Source organism: Allotamlana fucoidanivorans (assembly GCF_045788535.1).
Taxonomy (GTDB): Bacteria; Bacteroidota; Bacteroidia; order Flavobacteriales; family Flavobacteriaceae; genus Allotamlana; species Allotamlana fucoidanivorans.
The window spans coordinates 3,626,820-3,645,118 of the sequence record NZ_CP074074.1; the positions used below are offsets into that span (position 1 = coordinate 3,626,820).

Here is an 18,299-nt window from a genome sequence, read left to right on the forward strand (position 1 = left end):
TATATTATTTATAAAAAAAGTTCCAGTTAGCGCTGGAACTTTTTTTATAATTATATATGATGTTTTTTAAAATAGTTGACACCCTCCTTTTACAAAAAGCTTTGAATAGCAAGCTCATAACTCTGTAAACCAAAACCTAAAATTACACCTTTAGCATTTGGCGAAATATAAGATTGATGTCTAAATTCTTCTCTACCAAATGTATTAGAAATATGTACTTCAACTACTGGAGTTTCAATACCTTTTATTGCATCACCAATCCCAATACTGGTGTGCGTATAAGCACCTGCATTTAAAATCACCCCGTCATAGCTAAAACCAACCGCATGTAACTTATTTATTATCTCACCTTCAATATTTGATTGATAATAGTCCATTTGAATGCTGGAATACTTCTCTTTAATTTCTTCAAAAAATTCGGTAAAAGTCAAACTACCATAAATATTAGGCTCACGTTTACCTAAAAGGTTTAAATTTGGTCCGTTTATTATCATTAACTTTTTCATCCTGTAAATATATTTAAATTTTAGGCATAAAGAAACCGAAGTTAAAACTTCGGTTGCTTTCTACATACGGTTTTCTTATTTTAAGGTTGAAAAATAACACCTACGTTAAAGGCTGATGTGGTATTAAAAACATTAAAATCAGTATCTAGCAACGAAATAAATCCGCTATAACCTTGATACTGTATATACATTTGCGTGCTATCTGCAACGTCAAATTTATAACCTATTCCTAATCCTAAACCAGCATCAAAGGAACTCTTTATTTGATCTTTAATATCAATTTCTCCTCCCGGTAAATCGGCTTTTGCACTTAACAGTACACCAAAAGTTGGTCCGAAGTTTAAAAACCAATTTCTATTCGATCCAAAATGCCAATTCATATGCAGAGGAATAGCCAAGTAATTCAGTTTATCTATATAATCCTCTCCAGAAAAAGTCACCTTAGTTCCCTTTGAATCATAGAGTAAACCAAAACGTAAGCTCCAACGATCATTAAAATAATATTCTCCTATAGCTCCAATATTAAATGCAGTTCTTATCTTATTATTAAGGTTCTCTGAACTTGTATAGTTTGATAAATTTAAACCAATTTGCGGAGCCAATGTAAAGTCTCCAGAATCTGATTGTGCATGCAAAGTACATCCGCCGAGTACTAAAATTGCAATAAAAATTACTTTTTTCATAAATTGTTTAGTTAGTTTGTTATATTACATAAACATAGTGTTAAATTAATACATAACCTACAAAATATTTTAAAAGTTTATACTACTAAAATATACGCTTATCTACAATCCAAAATAGAAATTATTATTCGCAAACTTAGAATGCAAAATAATTAATTCAATTCATCTTTGTTTTGAATTTGATATTCCTCAATATGGACTTAGTTATAATTAATTTTAATTATCATGCGTTTTTATGTGTATTTTTATCAGCATGAAATGGAATCAAGCACTGAACGATTATAAACTTTATTTAAAAATTGAACGTGGACTATCTCAAAATTCTATAGACAATTACGCGCTTGATGTGCAAAAGCTCATGTCGTTTCTTGAAGAAAATAATATTAGTGTATCACCAGTATCAATTTCATCAGAAACCGTTAAGCATTTTATTTATGAAAGTGCAAAAACTATAAACCCAAGATCACAATCTAGATTAATATCGGGCTTAAAAAGCTTTTTCAATTATCTCATTTTTGAAAATTATATGGAGTATAACCCTTTAGAGTTGGTAGAATCTCCAAAAATAGGCAGAAAGTTACCTGATACGCTTTCCGAAGACGAAATAGATCTTCTTATAAATGCTATAGATTTAGGCGCGCCAGAAGGTGAAAGAAATCGGGCCATGTTAGAAACACTTTATGGTTGTGGATTAAGAGTTAGTGAACTGATTAACTTAAGGATTTCAGATTTATTCTTTGAGGAAGGATTTATTAAAGTAACAGGAAAAGGAGACAAACAACGCTTTGTTCCCATAGTTGGAATTACCCAAAAATATATCAATATTTATAGAACCCAAGTTAGAAACCATATTATAATTAAACCTGGTTTTGAAGATACTTTATTTTTGAATCGTAGAGGTAAACAACTTACCCGAGCCATGATTTTTACTATTATAAAACGTTTAACAGAGCAAGTAGGACTCAAAAAGAAGGTGTCGCCCCACACGTTTAGGCATTCATTTGCAACACATTTACTTCAAAACAATGCAGATTTAAGATCTATTCAGCTCATGCTAGGTCATGAAAGTATCACTACAACGGAAATTTATGTGCATTTAGATAAAAGCCACCTCACTAAAGTGATGGAAAAGTTCCATCCTAGAAAATAATTCAGTAAATTGCACTACGTTATTTGTACGAAATAAACTATTAAATCCTACTTGTGTAAGTTATGATTTCATTGTCTGCATTATTTAGAGGCTATCATTCTAAGAAACCTACCCCAAATAATTTGAAATGGCGCTTTGCTGTAAAAAATTCTAAGATTGGTGTTTGGGATTTGGACACGAAAACAAACAAAGTTTTTTATTCAACTGAATCAAAAAAAATTTTAGGATTTAAAGATCATGAGATGAAAAACACCATTGAAGAATGGAATAAAAGAGTTCATCCTGACGATAGAGAAAAATATTTTGCTGATTTTAATGAACACCTATCTGGAAAGGTTCCTGTTTATAATAATGAGCATAGAATTTTATGCAAAAATGGAGAATACAAATGGATTCTAGATAGCGGTAAAATAATTAGTAAAGATAAAAATGGTAAACCTACCAGAATTATCGGTACTCATATTGATATTACACAACGTAAAAAAAATGAAGACTTATTAAAGGAAAATAATGAAACTATAATCAGTCAAAATAAAAGACTTTATAATTTTACACATATTGTTTCACACAACCTCAAAACCCATATAGGAAATTTAAAAAACGTTTTAGAATTCTACGAAGAAACTGAAAACAAAGAGGAGAAAGAGCAATTTTTTCAATATTTGAAGACAATATCTAACTCCCTAACCACAACCATTACAGATTTAAATGAAATTATTTCTGTAAAGTCTGAACCCGTAAATGTTAACGAAAAAATTCATCTTCACACAGTCGTATCTACCGTTTTACATAATCTAGAAATCGACATTACAAATAAGAATGCCTCTATTATTAACAGTGTAGATTTCAATATTTACATTAATGGTAGTGAATCTTATTTAGAAAGTATTTTTCATAACCTCATTTCAAATGCATTAAAATACAGTCACCCGAAACGAAGCCCAGAAATCAATATAAAAACGAATAAAACAGATAATGGCTATGAAATTCGCGTTTCTGATAATGGTATAGGTATTAATATTGAAAAATATAAAGGACGTATTTTTGAAATGTATCAAACCTTTCATGAAAGCAAACGTGACGATTCAAAAGGGATTGGTCTTTATTTAACAAAAATGCAGGTTGAAGATTTAGGTGGTAAAATATCTATAGATAGTATTCTAAACGAAGCAACCACTTTTAAAATACATTTTCCAAAAGAAAAAACGTTCCTTTCAAAGGACTAAAATCATCTTTCTTTTTAAGAGTTTAAATTAATTTTAAAACTAGTCAAAAAAAATATCGAGCGTATTACCCCTCGATATTTAAACTTTGCATACTTCTTTCTTAATTAGAAAGAATCTATTTAGCTATATTAACGGCTCTGGTTTCTCTAATTACCGTAACTTTTACCTGCCCAGGATAAGTCATATCTGTTTGTACTTTTTGAGAAATGTTAAATGATAAATCAGCTGCTTTTTGATCATCAACTTTTTCACTTTCAACAATAACCCTCAACTCTCTTCCTGCCTGAATAGCATAAGCTTTCTTTACACCAGTAAAACCAAATGCAATATCTTCTAAGTCTTTTAATCTTTGAATATAGCTATCTAGCACCTGTCTACGCGCTCCTGGTCTTGCTCCTGAAATAGCATCGCAAACCTGAATAATTGGAGCTAATAATGACTTCATCTCTATTTCATCATGATGCGCTCCAATAGCATTACACACTTCTTCTTTTTCGTTATACTTTTCTGCCCATTGCATCCCTAAAATAGCGTGCGGTGTTTCCATATCGGCCTCAGCATCTGGCACCTTTCCTATATCATGTAAAAGTCCTGCGCGTTTTGCTAGCTTCGGATTTAAACCTAATTCGGCAGCCATCACACCACATAGTTTTGCTACTTCTCGTGAATGCTGTAATAAATTTTGTCCGTATGACGAGCGATACTTCATTCGTCCTACCATTTTTATTAACTCTGGGTGCAAATTGTGTATACCTAGATCTATAACCGTACGCTTTCCTACCTCAATAATTTCTTGCTCAATTTGCTTCTTTGTTTTCTTCACCACTTCTTCAATACGAGCTGGATGAATTCTACCATCAGTTACCAATTTATGTAATGATAGTCGAGCAATCTCTCTTCTTACCGCATCAAAACAAGACAGTATAATAGCCTCAGGGGTATCATCAACTATAATCTCTACGCCAGTAGCCGACTCTATTGCCCTGATATTTCTACCTTCTCTACCAATAATTCTACCTTTTACGTCATCAGATTCAATATTAAACACAGAAACACAGTTATCAACAGCCTCTTCCGTACCAATGCGTTGAATGGTATTTATTATGATTTTCTTAGCATCTTGTTCAGCTGTTAATTTGGCTTCCTCAAGTGCATTTTGAATATAAGCCATCGCATCATTTTTAGCTTCACCCTTTAAAGATTCTACTAATTGCTCTTTGGCTTCTTCTGCAGATAAACTAGATATCACTTCAAGTTGCTGAACTTGACTCTTATGCAACTTATCTAATTCCTCCTGTTTCTTGTCTAAAACGTCAAGTCTATGATTATAATCTTTAATTTTAGACTCTAAATTATCATTAAGCTTTTTGCCTTTAGAAAGCTCATTTGAAACCTGTGATTCCTTGTCACGAGTTCGTTTTTCAGCTTCAGCCATTTTCTTGTCTCTTGACAAAATGACTTTTTCATGTTCAGCTTTCAGTTCAATAAACTTTTCCTTAGCTTGAAGAATCTTATCTTTCTTAATACTTTCACCTTCGCTTTTAGCTTCTTTAAGTATTAAAGCTGCATTCTTTTTTGCTTCTTTTATTAGTTTTGAAGCATTCTTTTTTTCTAGTGTTTTTGCTATTATAAAACCCATTACAAGTCCTAATATAACACCCCCTACTGCAAATATAATTGAGTTATCCATCTATCTTAGTTAAATTTCATATATAAAAAAAGCCTACACCAGTATAAAGTTTTGTATAAACTCCTTAAAAACAAGTTTAGGGCTAACAAGCTGATCAAGGATCTGCAAATAAAACAGCATGCTTTTACAACTTAAACTCACCCTTTTTAAAGAATTAACGTTGAGTTTATCAAAAAAAATAACCAATGTAGGCAGTAACTTTTATTTATTTTTAAGAACGTTGAGAAACTAAAAATGAATCTAACAGCTCATTTAAGTTTTTAAGCTTTTCTTCAATATGACTATTCACATTTGTTTTATCTATTGACTGTTGCTCAACTTGAGACGCAAATTGTAAAGCACACATAGCCAAAACATCTTGTTTATCTCTTACTGAGTAACTTTGCTCAAATTGCTTAATCATCAATTCAATATTCTTGGCAGCTTTTCGCAGTCCTTCTTCTTGATGTGCATCAATAGTTAACGGATATACGCGATTAGCTATTGAGAGCTTTATTTTTAGCTTCTCTGCCATGAATATTAGTCCTTAATCAGAAAGTTGAGCAATGCAATGATCAATATCTCTAATTAATGCGTTTATTTTAAGCCTCGTTTCTCTTTTATTATCGTCACTACCAAGCATTGAATTTGCCATTTTTAAAGCTTTGTATTTTTCTTCCCAATCAGAAATTTCTTGTTTTTGAGTTGAAATTTTTGCCTTTGAAATCTCTAATTCCTTATTCAATTTTAAATTAGCTTGTTTTAAAAGCTCTAACTTGTGTAATACTTTGCTAATCTTGTTTTCTAAAGAATCTACAATATCTTCAATATTACCCATTTACAAAATTCAATACTTATCACACAAAGTTAACATACCTAACCTTATTTTACAATTGTTTTTTCATAAATTTTAAAACCGTGCGTTACTATATGAAATTATGAAATAAGGCAAGACCTTAGTTTGATTTTTGCTTTATACTTTGCTTTTTCTTATCTAATTGATATTTTAGCCTAATATATTTTTATATGCGTTTTATACTGTCCCTATTTCTAGTTCTACCTTTTTTAGGTAAGGCTCAAAACCTATATCCTCAAGATTATTTTCGTAGTCCGCTTGACATCCCATTGATTCTTGCTGGAACCTTCGCCGAGTTACGATCTAATCATTTTCATTCAGGTATAGACATTAAAACACAACAACGTAGCGGACTTAACGTATTGGCTTCTGCAGATGGATACGTGAGTAGAATAAAAATTTCGCATTTTGGTTATGGCAAAGCGTTATACCTTACGCACCCTAATGGATACACCACAGTGTATGCGCACTTACAAAAATTTTCACCAGAGATAGAACAGTATATTAAACAGATTCAATACCAAAAAGAATCGTATGAAGTTGAAGTTTTTCCAAGTGCTGAAAAACTACCCGTTACAAAAGGGCAACTTATAGCCTATAGTGGAAATACTGGTGGATCTGGTGGTCCACATCTTCATTATGAAATTAGAGACAAACAGGAGCGCCCCATGAACCCAATGCTTTTTGGGATTAATATAAAAGATACCACCACCCCACTTGTAAAATCGGTTTACGCCTACCCTATTGGCGACCATTCCTTTGTTAATAAATCCAATAAAAAATATCGATTACAACTAAAACCTGTTGCTAGCGGTGACTACTACGCTGAAACCATTGACGCCATTGGCACTTTAGGTTTTGGTATTGAAACTATTGACAGACAAGACTTAGCAGCTAACTCAAACGGTGTTTACAATATTCAAACATTTATTAATGGTAGCAAAAATTTTGAATTAGATTTTAAGAAATTTGGATTTGATGAAACCAAACACATCAATCAGCTCATTGACTATGAGCACTATACAAAAGAAAAAAAGCGTATACAAAAATTATATAAACAAAATATCCCTCTTAGTATTATAAAAGAGCCACTAAATGATGGCTATATCCATATAGAAGATAGCACCAATGCCGTTTACAAAATAAAAGTGGCCGATTTTAACAATAATGCATCCTGGGTTACGGTACATATCAATGGAAAGTATGATAGCGCGGCTGTAGCGGGTTCTAAGAAAACAACGCCTTATTTTGTAAAAGCCAATCAACACACCCATTTAAAAACTGGTCGTATTTCGGTTGATTTTTATAAAGATACGTTTTATGAAGATTTCTATATTGATTTTCAAGTCAACCAAGATACAGTGATATTGCATGAAGATGTTATGGCGGCTAAGAAAAACTTTTCAATTCATTTTGACGTAAGCCATTATAACAATGATGATATTAACAAACTCTACATTGCCAGACTGGTAGGTTATAAAAAAACACCTTATTACACGTATACAAAACGTAAAAATAATACACTGACTGCCAGGACAAAAACACTAGGAACATATACCATTACTTCAGATTACAACAAACCTATCATTACACCTATAAACTTTAAAAATGGGCAATGGTTAAGTAAGTATCGCTATTTAAAAATAACTATTGATGACAAAGAATCGGGGATTTCAAATTACAGAGCCACGCTTAATGGTAAATGGATTTTAATGGAGTACGATTATAAAACCAAAACACTAACGCACGATTTCAACGATAATGTACTTACTGAAACTAAGAATAATTTAAAAGTAATTGTTACTGATAATGTTGGAAATAGTTCTACTTTTGAATCTGTATTTTACAGAAAATAAATAACCACAAGTTGAAAGCTAAGATTGCATTAACCATACTAACCGTTTTTACTTTTATTCACTTAGGTATTTCTCAAACAGCAACCTTAAGGGGTGTTATACTAAATGAGAACAATGAACCTGTTGAAAAGGTTAATGTAAAATCAAATTCAGGAGGCACTCAAAGTGATACTAATGGCTTTTACAGTTTATCAATCCCAGCCAATCAAGACATTAATATTACGTTTTCTCATATCAACTATGAAAAAATAACAGGTACTTTTAATCTCAAAAATGGAGAGATTTTAGAATTTAACCCTGTGATGAATTCTTCCGTTGAGCAAATTGCAACAGTCATTATAATGGGAGACCGAAAAAAAGAAGTTGAAGGCATTATTACCCTAAAACCTGAAACCATTAGAAAAATACCTGGAGCTAATGCGGGTGTAGAAAACTTACTACTCACATTACCAGGCGTAAGTAATAATAATGAATTAAGCACTCAATATTCTGTTAGAGGCGGAAACTATGATGAAAATTTAGTCTATGTTAATGATGTAGAAGTGTATCGTCCTTTTTTAATTCGCTCTGGTCAACAAGAAGGCTTAAGTTTTGTGAACACCAACTTGGTACAAAATGTTGATTTTTCGGCTGGTGGATTTCAGGCCAAATATGGCGATAAATTATCCTCTGTTTTAGATATTACCTATAAAGACCCGTATCAATTTGAAGTTAATGCCGATGTAAGCTTATTAGGCGCCAGCCTTTCTATTGAAAACATTAGTAAGGATTCCAAATTCACTTCTATTGTTGGAGGTCGTTATCGAGACAATAGTCTTTTAGTTAATGCTAAGGAAACAGAGACTAACTTTAAACCTGTGTTTGGTGATATTCAAGGGTATTTCACCTATCGTTTTACAAATAAATTCCATTTGAGTTTCCTTGGAAACGCCTCTATAAACAAATACAGTTACGCCCCTAAAACCCGTCAAACAAACTTTGGAACTTTATCAGATCCCGTGGCCTTACTGGTATTTTATGAGGGGCAAGAAAAGGATCAATATCAAACCCTATTTGGTGCATTAAAGGGCTCTTATTTTGTTCATGATAATTTAGCGCTTCATGTAATCACATCTACCTATAACACCCAAGAGGAGGAGTATTTTGATATCTTGGCACAATACCGACTTGGCGAAGTAAACGGCAATATTGGTGATGAAAATTTGGGGGAAGTAGAATTTAGCGAAGGCATTGGTAGTCAATTAACACATGGCAGAAACGATTTAGATGCGTTAATTACCAACATAGAACACAAAGGCGATTTAAAAATTGATAACAACAGAATCGAGTGGTCTGTAAAGTATACCCATGAAGATATTCGTGATCGGTTAGTAGAATGGGAAGTCATTGATTCTGCTGGGTTTTCCATAAGACCTCCGCATATACCAGCCAACGAACAACCTTACGAGCCCTACACGGCTCCTCTCGAACCTTTTCAAAATGTAAGAGCAACAAACCATACTCAAATTAATAGAATTCAAGCTTATGGGCAATGGAGCAAACGCAGTTATATAGGCTCTAGTAAAGTTTGGTATAATGCGGGACTTAGAATGCATAACTGGTCTGTTAAGGGTCAAAACATAAACACTAGTAATCAAACCGTGATTAGCCCAAGAGCGCAGTTTTCTATTAAACCCGAATGGAAAAAGGATATGCTTTTTAGAGCCGCTGTAGGACTCTATTATCAACCGCCATTTTACAGAGAACTTCGTGATGCTAATGGTGTAGTACAACCCAACGTTAAAGCTCAAAAATCTGTTCACTTTGTATTGGGCAATGATTATAGCTTTAAAATGTGGAACAGACCTTTTAAGTTAACTTCTGAGATTTACTACAAACACCTTAGTGATGTAAACACATATACGCTTGAAAATGTAAGAATTAGATATCGCGCTAATAATGATGCAAAAGCGTATGCCTATGGATTAGATATGAGACTGAATGGGGAGTTTGTACCTGGTACCGAGTCTTGGTTCAGTTTTGGTTATTTAAAAACCGAAGAGAACTTAAACGATAGAGGCTTTATAGCGAGGCCAACCGACCAACGTTTAAAATTTGCAGCACTATTTCAAGATTACGTGCCAAGTACCCCAAATTTAAAAATGTATATTAATCTAGTATATAACACAGGATTACCAGGTGGTTCTCCTAGCTATGCAGATCCCTATCAATATCAAGTTAGATTACCTGATTACAAAAGAGCCGATCTAGGCTTGCAATATGTTTTTGTTGATACTGAAAAGCAGTTTGAAAAAGGGTGGAAAAAACCTTTTAAAGCCCTTTCTATTGGGCTTGAGATATTCAATATTTTTGATGTTCAAAACTCCATCACCAATACTTGGGTAAGAGATGTTAATAGTAAAAGGCAAATTGCCATACCTAACTATCTAACTCCTCGTGTTTTTAATGTTAGGGCTACTATGAAACTATAAACTTAGGTAATTCAAAATTCAATAATTTAACCTTTAGCACGGTTGAAATCTGAACAAAATTTCACAATAATATTATCTTGCCTTATGTGTTCTTGTAATAACGTATCTTATGTCATAGATTTCTGCGGCATAATCTGAAACAATTTTAACCGTTCCTCCGTTTGCTTCCCAAGTATCTAACGTATAAGCATTAAAAGAACTCACATAATAATGCTCAACATTTAATCCTTTTGACGTTATAAAATCCCTTTTATACAATTCACCAATACTTCCTCCAATGTCTATGGCTACTGTTATTTTAGTGGTTTGATTAACAATTGGTTTTATTTTAAACTCAATCATTACGTTTATACCATCTCCATTTCTACCTGTAATTGTAGAAGTCATTATATCATAAAAAGAGGTTACATCAATTGGTTTTTGAGTATCTCTTATTGTCACAGCATTATTAGGCAAAGTTACCTTATTACCAGCGGTTAATGAAAAAGGACTTGCAGATGTATAAGTTCCATCAGTATAATCTGCCCATCCCGTATAATCATTTATAGAGTTTTCTGAAATGAGTTTTACCCAATTTGTTCCATCAAAAAAATAAAAGGCATCTTCATCTGTATCAAATACCAATAATCCTTGGGCAGGTGAAACAATTGCCACACGTTGAACCGAGGTCATTCTTGGCGTTAACAGACCTTGAGTTGTAGATTCTATTTCAAGAATTGATGAAACATCAGGTGATGTGGTTCCTATTCCTACTTGGGCGTGAATATCTACACAAATGCTGTACAATAGCACAGCTATTACATAATAGTAGTTTTTGAGAGTCATAGCAATTAATTAGTTTTTTGGGAAAACTTATGATGCGAAAATATAAAATATATGATACAATTTTAATTATAACGCAAAAAAATCGACCAATAACTATCAATTCGCCAATTTTAAGCTGAATATCACTCCTTTAATGCTTTAAGCATTGAAATCACGTAATCAATTTCTTCCTTAGTATTATAGATGCTAAACGAAAACCGAATGGAAGGTTTTAACAAGTCGGCTTCATTTAAAATCTCTGTAAGTACATGTGAGTTTTGGCTACTACCACTTTGGCAAGCACTGCCTTTTGAACAGGCTATACCTTTTAAATCAAGCTGAAACAATAGCATGCCAGACTTTTCAGCAGAAAAAGGCAAACAAACATTTACCAAAGTATAGGTGCTTTGCTCGATACTCTGAGATTGCCCGTTAAATTGTACACCAGGAATTTCTTTTGTAATGGTATTAATGAAATACGTTTTTAGCGACTTCACATAATTTGATTCGGCATCTAAATTGTCATACGCTAGCTTTATAGCTTCCTCTAAACCAACAATATTATGAATGCTTTCGGTTCCTGCTCGCATACCTCTTTCTTGCTCTCCGCCTATGATTAAAGGCGATAGGCCTGAGTCTTTCTTTATAAAAGCAAACCCGACACCTTTTGGGCCATGAAATTTATGCGCTGATGCTGCTAAAAAATCAACGTGTAATGCTTTTAAATCCATTTTATAATGCCCAACAGACTGTACGGCATCTGTGTGAAACAAGGCATTATTCGCATTACAAAGCACTCCAACACGTTTTAAATCTAAAATATTTCCTATTTCATTATTAACGTGCATTAAACTTACCAAAGCCTTCCCGTCTTTTTCTAATAAACGTTCTAGCTGATTAAAATCTATATCACCCTGTTCATTTAAGGTTACATAACTTACTTCAATTTTAAATTCCTTTTGAAGCGCTTCAACCGTATGTAAAACCGCATGGTGCTCAATTTTAGACGTGATAATATGAGATACTCCCAAATCTTTAACCGTACTTCTTAAAATCATATTGTCGGCCTCAGTACCTCCTGATGTAAAAATAATTTCACTTGCCGAAACATTAAAATAATGCGCTATGGTCTTTCTTGCTTTTTCTACCAAGACTTTTGCCTTTCTTCCAAACGCATGTGAAGATGACGGGTTTCCATAGCCTTCTTTCATCACATGTGCCATGGCATGAATAACTTCGTCACGCATTGGTGTGGTAGCCGAATTATCAAAATAGACTTGTTTCATTTAGGCTTTTATTCTAATATTTTAAGAAAATACACTATCAAATGGCAAAAATACTTGAAATAAAATTATTTTCATTATGCATCGTTATAATTTACAATTGCATTATTTTTGCCAAAAACCATGTACAATGCGTAAGCTATTTTTTGTTATAATTTGTTTTTGTTTTACCCCATTTCAATCCTGCGATGATGGCGATATTATCACCATTGAATTAGATTTTGGAAACACGTTTAAGCATTGCGGTGATAAAAACCTAGTCTTATACAAAACAAAAGATGATCCTTCTGAATCGTTATCTTTAAAACTAACAGGCGTAACCATTAATGATTTATTGCAGGTTGATGAAAATGGTACATTTGAAAAAACCTATAATATTAGTACAACCAATCCTTTTAACTATAGAACCTATAGTAATACCAAATTACCAAGCGGCTTGTTTTGTCAAGATGTTCCTGATTCTGATGTTGTCATAACCAATGATAGAATGAGTACTAGCGGAAAAGCAGATATTACGACCTTATTTGTTGAAGATGATGACGATGGTGTTCCTGCCGAATTAGAAGACCGTAATAATAATGGAAATTTAGAGGATGATGACACCGATGGTGATGGTTTACCAGACTATATTGATGCTGATGACGATGGTGATAATGTATTAACCAAGTTAGAATTAGGTCTTGAAGAAGGAGATCCTTTTAGCGAGGCACAAGATACAGACAGTGATGGTATACCAGACTACTTGGATGATGATGATGATGGTGATGGTGTAAAAACACGCGATGAAGAAAATCAAACACAAGACCGCAACCCTACCAATGATCGTACCCAGAATGACGTAGGACCAGATTATTTAAACCCTGAAGTATTAACCACGGTACCCGCTACGGCCTACAGAGGACATTTAATAAAGAAGTTTTATGATATTAGAATGGTTTTAAGAGATATTGATATTGAAATTCTCGCTGCTGATGAATATGATTTTGGGAAACTAGACACAAGCGGATTTCCTGATGATTTAAAAGGACGGGTTGTTACCCCTAATTTTCCATAATCAATCTCTCGCTGCGTTTTGAAAAATATAAACCTCTGTGGCTCCTAAACCATATTTTTTATAATCGGCATCGTAAAATTTAATGTTATTATATCTACCAAATAAATATTCAAGTTCTAGTTTTAATACGCCTTCGCCCACACCGTGTATAAACACTATTTTTTGAATGCGTTTTGAAATAGCAAAATCAAGTTTTCTTCTGGCTGTATCTAATTGCAACGTAAGTATATCATGATTGGCCATACCTCGATATGAGCTTACAAGTTGATGAATATGCAAATCCACTTCCATGGTTGGCTCATAGCGATCTTTAGTCCGCTTTTTTACATTTGATCGTCTTTTTTTTGACTGCTCTTTTTCAGAAATAACATCTTTCAAATTGGTTTTTTGAAACATATTAGCTTTTATGGTGTGGTCACTTTTCACCAATTCATTTTCATTAAAGTCAATACAAAAACCATCCTCTGTTTCAATACTTACTGTAGTGCCTTCAATTTCTTTTACTACTCCTGAAAAGTCCTCATCTAGCACCAAAACCCGATCACCAATTTTTAATTTCATCTTTAATTCTCATTATTAAATGTAGTATCGTCATCATCTTTTCTGCTTGGTATGGTTTTAGAAATCCTATATACACCAATCATTAACAGTACAATACCAATAATTAAAACCACTTGGTTTTGATTTCCATCTACCTTAGCATACATAGCCACAAAGGCTCCAATAATTATGAGTATATAGTTTACGTATTTCATATAAATCTTTTATTAGGTTTGCAAAATACATAAAATATCAAATCTAAATGATTAGTATATTCCTTTTAAACTATCAAAAAATAAAACCGATTAAAAGCTGATTTTAACGATATAACGCTGTTTCTTCATAAAAAAAAGTATATTTGTTTTTATAAATCTCTCTAGAGCCATGATTAATAGAATTATTTTATTCATGATTTTGACCTCCAGTTTGATAGGTCAGGCACAACTAGCCATTAGAAATGACGCCTTTGTTTTTGTTAATGATGAAATTGTTTTTGTTGAAGATGATATCAATTTAAATGAGGCTACTAGTTCTATATATTTAAGAAATGAGGCCCAAGTGATTCAAGGCACAGGAACCACTGGAAACTCAGGTGTTGGAAAATTAAGTATTCAACAAAATGGAACTACCAATGCGTATGCTTATAACTATTGGTGTTCTCCTGTAGGTAACACAGATGCTTCATCTAATGCAAACAGACCTTACAGGTTCAATACTAATATGTATGATGAAACAAGTGCTCCCATTGGTGCCAATTTGGCTGGGTATACTGGTGGCTTTAACGGCAGCTCAGCCCCACTGGTTATATCAACAAGGTGGCTGTACAGTTATAAAACAGGCTCTTCGTATGCGGACTGGAATTACATAGGGTCAAATTACGATTTGCCGTCAGGTTATGGTTTTACCATGAAAGGCACTAATGGTTCGAGGAGCAGTCAACTCTATGATTTTAGAGGAAAGCCCAATAACGGGGATATTTCTGTTGATGTTGAAGCGGGAAAATCAACCCTAGTTGGCAACCCTTACCCTTCAGCCTTAGACGCTTTAGGTTTTATTCATGCCCCAATAAACACTGGAAATATGACTGGTACCCTATACTTTTGGGAGCAGGATGCTACCGTAAATTCGCATTACCTATCAGCGTATCGGGGTGGTTATGCCTCATACACTATTAGTGCTGATGGGAGTTTAGAATCTTATGTTCCTGCCACCTTTAACTCTTACAATGGAGATGGCACAATTAACACCATAGGATCACCAAGTTCTGCAGGAAAAACAGTTAAGCGATATATTCCCGTGGGGCAAGGTTTTATGATTGAAGGGCATATAGGAATTTCTGGAACACAGCAAGTGTATTTTAGAAATTCACAACGTGTTTACGAAAAAGAATCGGATGGAAATAGCGAGTTTTTCAAAGTCAACAATTCAAAAGCGAAAACATCACAAAAAACAAAGTTAACAGAAGAAGGATTCCCTTTAATTCCAACAGACTATAAGCGGTTTCGATTAAATGTTGATTTTAACAATACCTACACCAGACAACTCTTACATAATTTTCATCATTCTGCAACTCCAGGTTTTGATTATGGTTTAGAAAGTAAGTTTTCTGATGTTTTAAATTCTGATGCCAGTTGGGTATTAAATGAGGAAAACTACATAACCCAAGCTCATGCTTTTACGAAAGATTTAACAATACCTTTAAGAATCAATTTAGACAAAAAACAACCTATTAAAATTAGAGTAGCTGACATTCAGCATTTTAACACTAATCAACCCATATTTTTATATGATGCCGAATTAAACAAGTATTTTGATTTAACCACACAAGACTACAGTACTATTTTAGAAGCTGGACACTACAATGACCGATTTGCCATTACATTTACACAAAATACTCTAAGTAAGGATAACTTTATTGCTAATAGTTTTAACGTCTTTCAAGACAACAACTTATCTGAACTAAAAATTATTAACACAAAAAGATTACCTATAAAATCCATTAGTTTATATGATATTACAGGAAAAGAAGTTCTTTACTTAGTATTAAATTCAGCAGAAACGGATTACACATACACTACTAAATCTTTAAGTGATGGTGTTTATGTTGTTACCATTCAAAGTGAATCACAAAAAAACTTCACTAAAAAAGTACTCATTTCAAACTCAAAATAAATCTAAAAAGTGTTACTTTAGTTGCTACTACTAGTAAGTATTCATTAACACCTAATGTTATTTATGGAAGAATATATGCTTCCCTGTTTAAACAAAAAATTATTTGGTTGGGACTGCTTTGGTTGTGGCATTCAGCGTTCTTTAGCACTTATTATAAAAGGAGAATTCGCTGAAGCCTTTGTGATGTACCCCGCCATTTACACCTTAATACTTTTATTGGGCCTTATTGTATTCAATGCTTTTATGAACCTAAAATTTGGTCATAAACTCATTAGTATTTTAGCCATTCTAAATGCCATAATCATTGTAACAAATTTTATTTATAAAACGTTTATTATTCATTAAAAAACCAAATATGGAACAACAAAAACTACCAAACGCCACTTTAATTCTTGTTTTCGGAATACTATCAATACCAACCTGCTGCTGTTATGGTATTGTAGGTTTAATTCTAGGTATTATAACCATTGTTATGGCTAATAAGGCTCTTAAATTATATGCGGAAAATCCAGAAATTTATACTACGGGACTTCAAAATGTAAAAACAGGAAAAATATTAGCCATAATAGGTATTGTACTTTCTATCCTTTATTTTGTTTTAACTATTGCCATGATTGCTATGTTTGGCTGGGAGGCATTACAGGACCAAGAGCTTATGCAAGAACGTATTCAAGACATGTTGGGGCAATAGAACAGTGTCTGACAAGTCCTAAATAACCGTTACAGTTTTTAACTAGTTCGTTAACTAGATAGCATAAAAAAAGCGACTTAAAAGTCGCTTTTTTTATGGCTCAAATTGCTTTAACGTTTTTGTTATAATAGATACACAATCTAAAAGTTGCTCCTCCGTCATAACTAAAGGCGGTGCAAACCTAATAATATTACCATGTGTAGGTTTGGCCAGTAAGCCATTATCTCTTAACGCTAAACAAATGTTCCAAGCTGTATCACTATCTTCATCGTCATCAATAACAATAGCGTTAAGAAGCCCCTTACCACGAATCAATGTTACAATTTGACTCGAAGCAATATACGTTTGCATTTCTTTTCGAAACAAGACACCTAGGCGCTCGGCATTTTCAGCCAAATTTTCATCTCGTATAACTTCTAAGGCGGCTGTAGCCACAGCGGCAGCAATTGGATTCCCTCCAAAAGTACTTCCGTGATTACCAGGCTTTATAACCTGCATAATTTCATTATTAGCCAATACCGCTGAAACTGGATAAACACCACCACTTATAGCTTTTCCTAAAATAAGAATATCTGGTTTTACATCTTCGTGATTTACGGCTAAAAGCTTCCCTGTTCGAGCAATGCCTGTTTGCACTTCATCGGCTATAAAAAGTACATTATAAGCTTCGCATAGCGCCTTAGCCTTAGCTAAATATCCTTCATCTGGCACATAAACCCCAGCTTCCCCTTGAATAGGTTCCACTAAAAACCCAGCCACATTTTTATTTTGCTTTAAAACTTCTTCAAGAGCTTCTAAGTTATTATATGCAATTTTAATAAACCCCTTTGTATACGGCCCAAAGTTTTTACGCGCTACGGGATCATTAGAAAATGAAATTATGGTAGTGGTTCTGCCATGAAAATTATTTTCACATACAATTATTTCAGCTTCATTTTCATCAATACCTTTAACTTCATAGGCCCATTTTCTACATAACTTTAAGGCCGTTTCAACGGCTTCAGCTCCTGTATTCATAGGCAACAGTTTGTCAAAATTAAAATAGTCGCAGGCAAATTTTTCAAACTTTCCTAGCATATCATTATAAAATGCTCTAGAGGTCAATGTTAAGCTTTGCGCTTGCTGCACCATAGCATTAACAATTTTAGGGTGACAGTGTCCCTGATTCACCGCTGAGTATGCCGATAAAAAATCATAATATTTTTTGCCTTCAACATCCCAAACATACACACCTTCTCCCCTGTTAAGCACTACAGGTAGCGGGTGGTAATTGTGTGCACCATACTTGTTTTCTAAATCTATCGCTTGTTGCGAAGTCAATTGGTCTAAAACAGCCAT

The 18,299-nt window shown here is 33.5% G+C and carries 18 protein-coding genes and 1 other RNA gene; 8 read left to right on the plus strand and 11 right to left on the minus strand.

What is annotated here, in order from left to right:
- Positions 1-89: 89 nt before the first annotated feature.
- The gene (gene aroQ / locus KFZ70_RS15400; RefSeq protein WP_139698550.1) at positions 90-506 is read right to left on the minus strand and encodes a type II 3-dehydroquinate dehydratase; all 417 of its coding nucleotides are present in this window, start codon (positions 504-506) and stop codon (positions 90-92) included.
- Positions 507-586: 80 nt separating this feature from the next.
- Positions 587-1,189, minus strand: a complete 603-nt coding sequence (locus KFZ70_RS15405; protein ID WP_139698549.1) for a porin family protein — start codon at positions 1,187-1,189, stop codon at positions 587-589.
- A 253-nt stretch (positions 1,190-1,442) separates the two neighbouring features.
- On the opposite strand from KFZ70_RS15405, the gene xerA reads away from it, so the two are divergent.
- Together xerA and KFZ70_RS15415 are read left to right on the plus strand one after the other, a co-directional pair.
- Positions 1,443-2,339, plus strand: a complete 897-nt coding sequence (gene xerA, locus KFZ70_RS15410; RefSeq protein ID WP_139698548.1) for a site-specific tyrosine recombinase/integron integrase — start codon at positions 1,443-1,445, stop codon at positions 2,337-2,339.
- A 62-nt stretch (positions 2,340-2,401) separates the two neighbouring features.
- Complete coding sequence (locus KFZ70_RS15415) at positions 2,402-3,565, plus strand: PAS domain-containing sensor histidine kinase (RefSeq protein WP_139698547.1); 1,164 nt, start codon at positions 2,402-2,404, stop codon at positions 3,563-3,565.
- 115 nt (positions 3,566-3,680) lie between these two features.
- Here KFZ70_RS15415 and rny read toward each other — a convergent pair whose 3' ends face one another.
- The 4 genes from rny to KFZ70_RS15435 all read right to left on the minus strand — a co-directional run bounded on the left by rny (position 3,681) and on the right by KFZ70_RS15435 (position 6,072).
- Complete coding sequence (gene rny / locus KFZ70_RS15420; protein ID WP_139698546.1) at positions 3,681-5,255, minus strand: ribonuclease Y; 1,575 nt, start codon at positions 5,253-5,255, stop codon at positions 3,681-3,683.
- Between the two features lie 57 nt (positions 5,256-5,312).
- A non-coding RNA gene (gene ssrS, locus KFZ70_RS15425) (6S RNA) lies at positions 5,313-5,421 on the minus strand.
- A gap of 45 nt (positions 5,422-5,466) precedes the next feature.
- On the minus strand, positions 5,467-5,769 hold the full coding sequence (locus KFZ70_RS15430) for a cell division protein ZapA (protein ID WP_139698545.1): 303 nt from the start codon (positions 5,767-5,769) through the stop codon (positions 5,467-5,469).
- Positions 5,770-5,781: 12 nt separating this feature from the next.
- Positions 5,782-6,072, minus strand: a complete 291-nt coding sequence (locus KFZ70_RS15435; RefSeq protein WP_139698544.1) for a hypothetical protein — start codon at positions 6,070-6,072, stop codon at positions 5,782-5,784.
- Between the two features lie 188 nt (positions 6,073-6,260).
- Here KFZ70_RS15435 and KFZ70_RS15440 point away from each other — a divergent pair, with 188 nt between their 5' ends.
- Together KFZ70_RS15440 and KFZ70_RS15445 are read left to right on the plus strand one after the other, a co-directional pair.
- Positions 6,261-7,946 carry a M23 family metallopeptidase gene (locus KFZ70_RS15440; RefSeq protein WP_139698543.1) on the plus strand — a complete coding sequence of 562 codons (1,686 nt, stop codon included), beginning with the start codon at positions 6,261-6,263 and terminating at the stop codon, positions 7,944-7,946.
- Between the two features lie 11 nt (positions 7,947-7,957).
- On the plus strand, positions 7,958-10,417 hold the full coding sequence (locus tag KFZ70_RS15445; protein ID WP_233244097.1) for a TonB-dependent receptor: 2,460 nt from the start codon (positions 7,958-7,960) through the stop codon (positions 10,415-10,417).
- 72 nt (positions 10,418-10,489) lie between these two features.
- Here KFZ70_RS15445 and KFZ70_RS15450 read toward each other — a convergent pair whose 3' ends face one another.
- On the minus strand, positions 10,490-11,242 hold the full coding sequence (locus KFZ70_RS15450) for a hypothetical protein (RefSeq protein WP_139698542.1): 753 nt from the start codon (positions 11,240-11,242) through the stop codon (positions 10,490-10,492).
- Positions 11,243-11,364: 122 nt separating this feature from the next.
- On the minus strand, positions 11,365-12,507 hold the full coding sequence (locus KFZ70_RS15455) for a cysteine desulfurase family protein (protein ID WP_139698541.1): 1,143 nt from the start codon (positions 12,505-12,507) through the stop codon (positions 11,365-11,367).
- A gap of 127 nt (positions 12,508-12,634) precedes the next feature.
- Here KFZ70_RS15455 and KFZ70_RS15460 point away from each other — a divergent pair, with 127 nt between their 5' ends.
- Entirely contained in the window at positions 12,635-13,558 is a 924-nt protein-coding gene (locus tag KFZ70_RS15460) for a hypothetical protein (RefSeq protein WP_139698540.1), read from the plus strand.
- On the opposite strand, the gene KFZ70_RS15465 is transcribed toward KFZ70_RS15460, so the two are convergent.
- Positions 13,559-14,119, minus strand: a complete 561-nt coding sequence (locus KFZ70_RS15465) for a DNA mismatch repair protein MutS (RefSeq protein ID WP_139698539.1) — start codon at positions 14,117-14,119, stop codon at positions 13,559-13,561. It lies immediately after the preceding gene.
- 2 nt (positions 14,120-14,121) lie between these two features.
- Entirely contained in the window at positions 14,122-14,313 is a 192-nt protein-coding gene (locus tag KFZ70_RS15470; RefSeq protein ID WP_139698538.1) for a hypothetical protein, read from the minus strand.
- 169 nt (positions 14,314-14,482) lie between these two features.
- Here KFZ70_RS15470 and KFZ70_RS15475 point away from each other — a divergent pair, with 169 nt between their 5' ends.
- The 3 genes from KFZ70_RS15475 (at position 14,483) to KFZ70_RS15485 (ending at position 16,961) form a co-directional block, all read left to right on the plus strand.
- Entirely contained in the window at positions 14,483-16,270 is a 1,788-nt protein-coding gene (locus KFZ70_RS15475; protein WP_139698537.1) for a T9SS type A sorting domain-containing protein, read from the plus strand.
- 63 nt (positions 16,271-16,333) lie between these two features.
- Positions 16,334-16,615 carry a DUF2752 domain-containing protein gene (locus KFZ70_RS15480; protein ID WP_139698536.1) on the plus strand — a complete coding sequence of 94 codons (282 nt, stop codon included), beginning with the start codon at positions 16,334-16,336 and terminating at the stop codon, positions 16,613-16,615.
- Positions 16,616-16,625: 10 nt separating this feature from the next.
- Positions 16,626-16,961 (plus strand): CCC motif membrane protein, encoded by a 336-nt coding sequence (locus KFZ70_RS15485; RefSeq protein WP_139698535.1) that lies wholly within the window; start codon positions 16,626-16,628, stop codon positions 16,959-16,961.
- Positions 16,962-17,054: 93 nt separating this feature from the next.
- On the opposite strand, the gene rocD is transcribed toward KFZ70_RS15485, so the two are convergent.
- On the minus strand, positions 17,055-18,299 hold the full coding sequence (gene rocD / locus KFZ70_RS15490; RefSeq protein ID WP_139698534.1) for an ornithine--oxo-acid transaminase: 1,245 nt from the start codon (positions 18,297-18,299) through the stop codon (positions 17,055-17,057).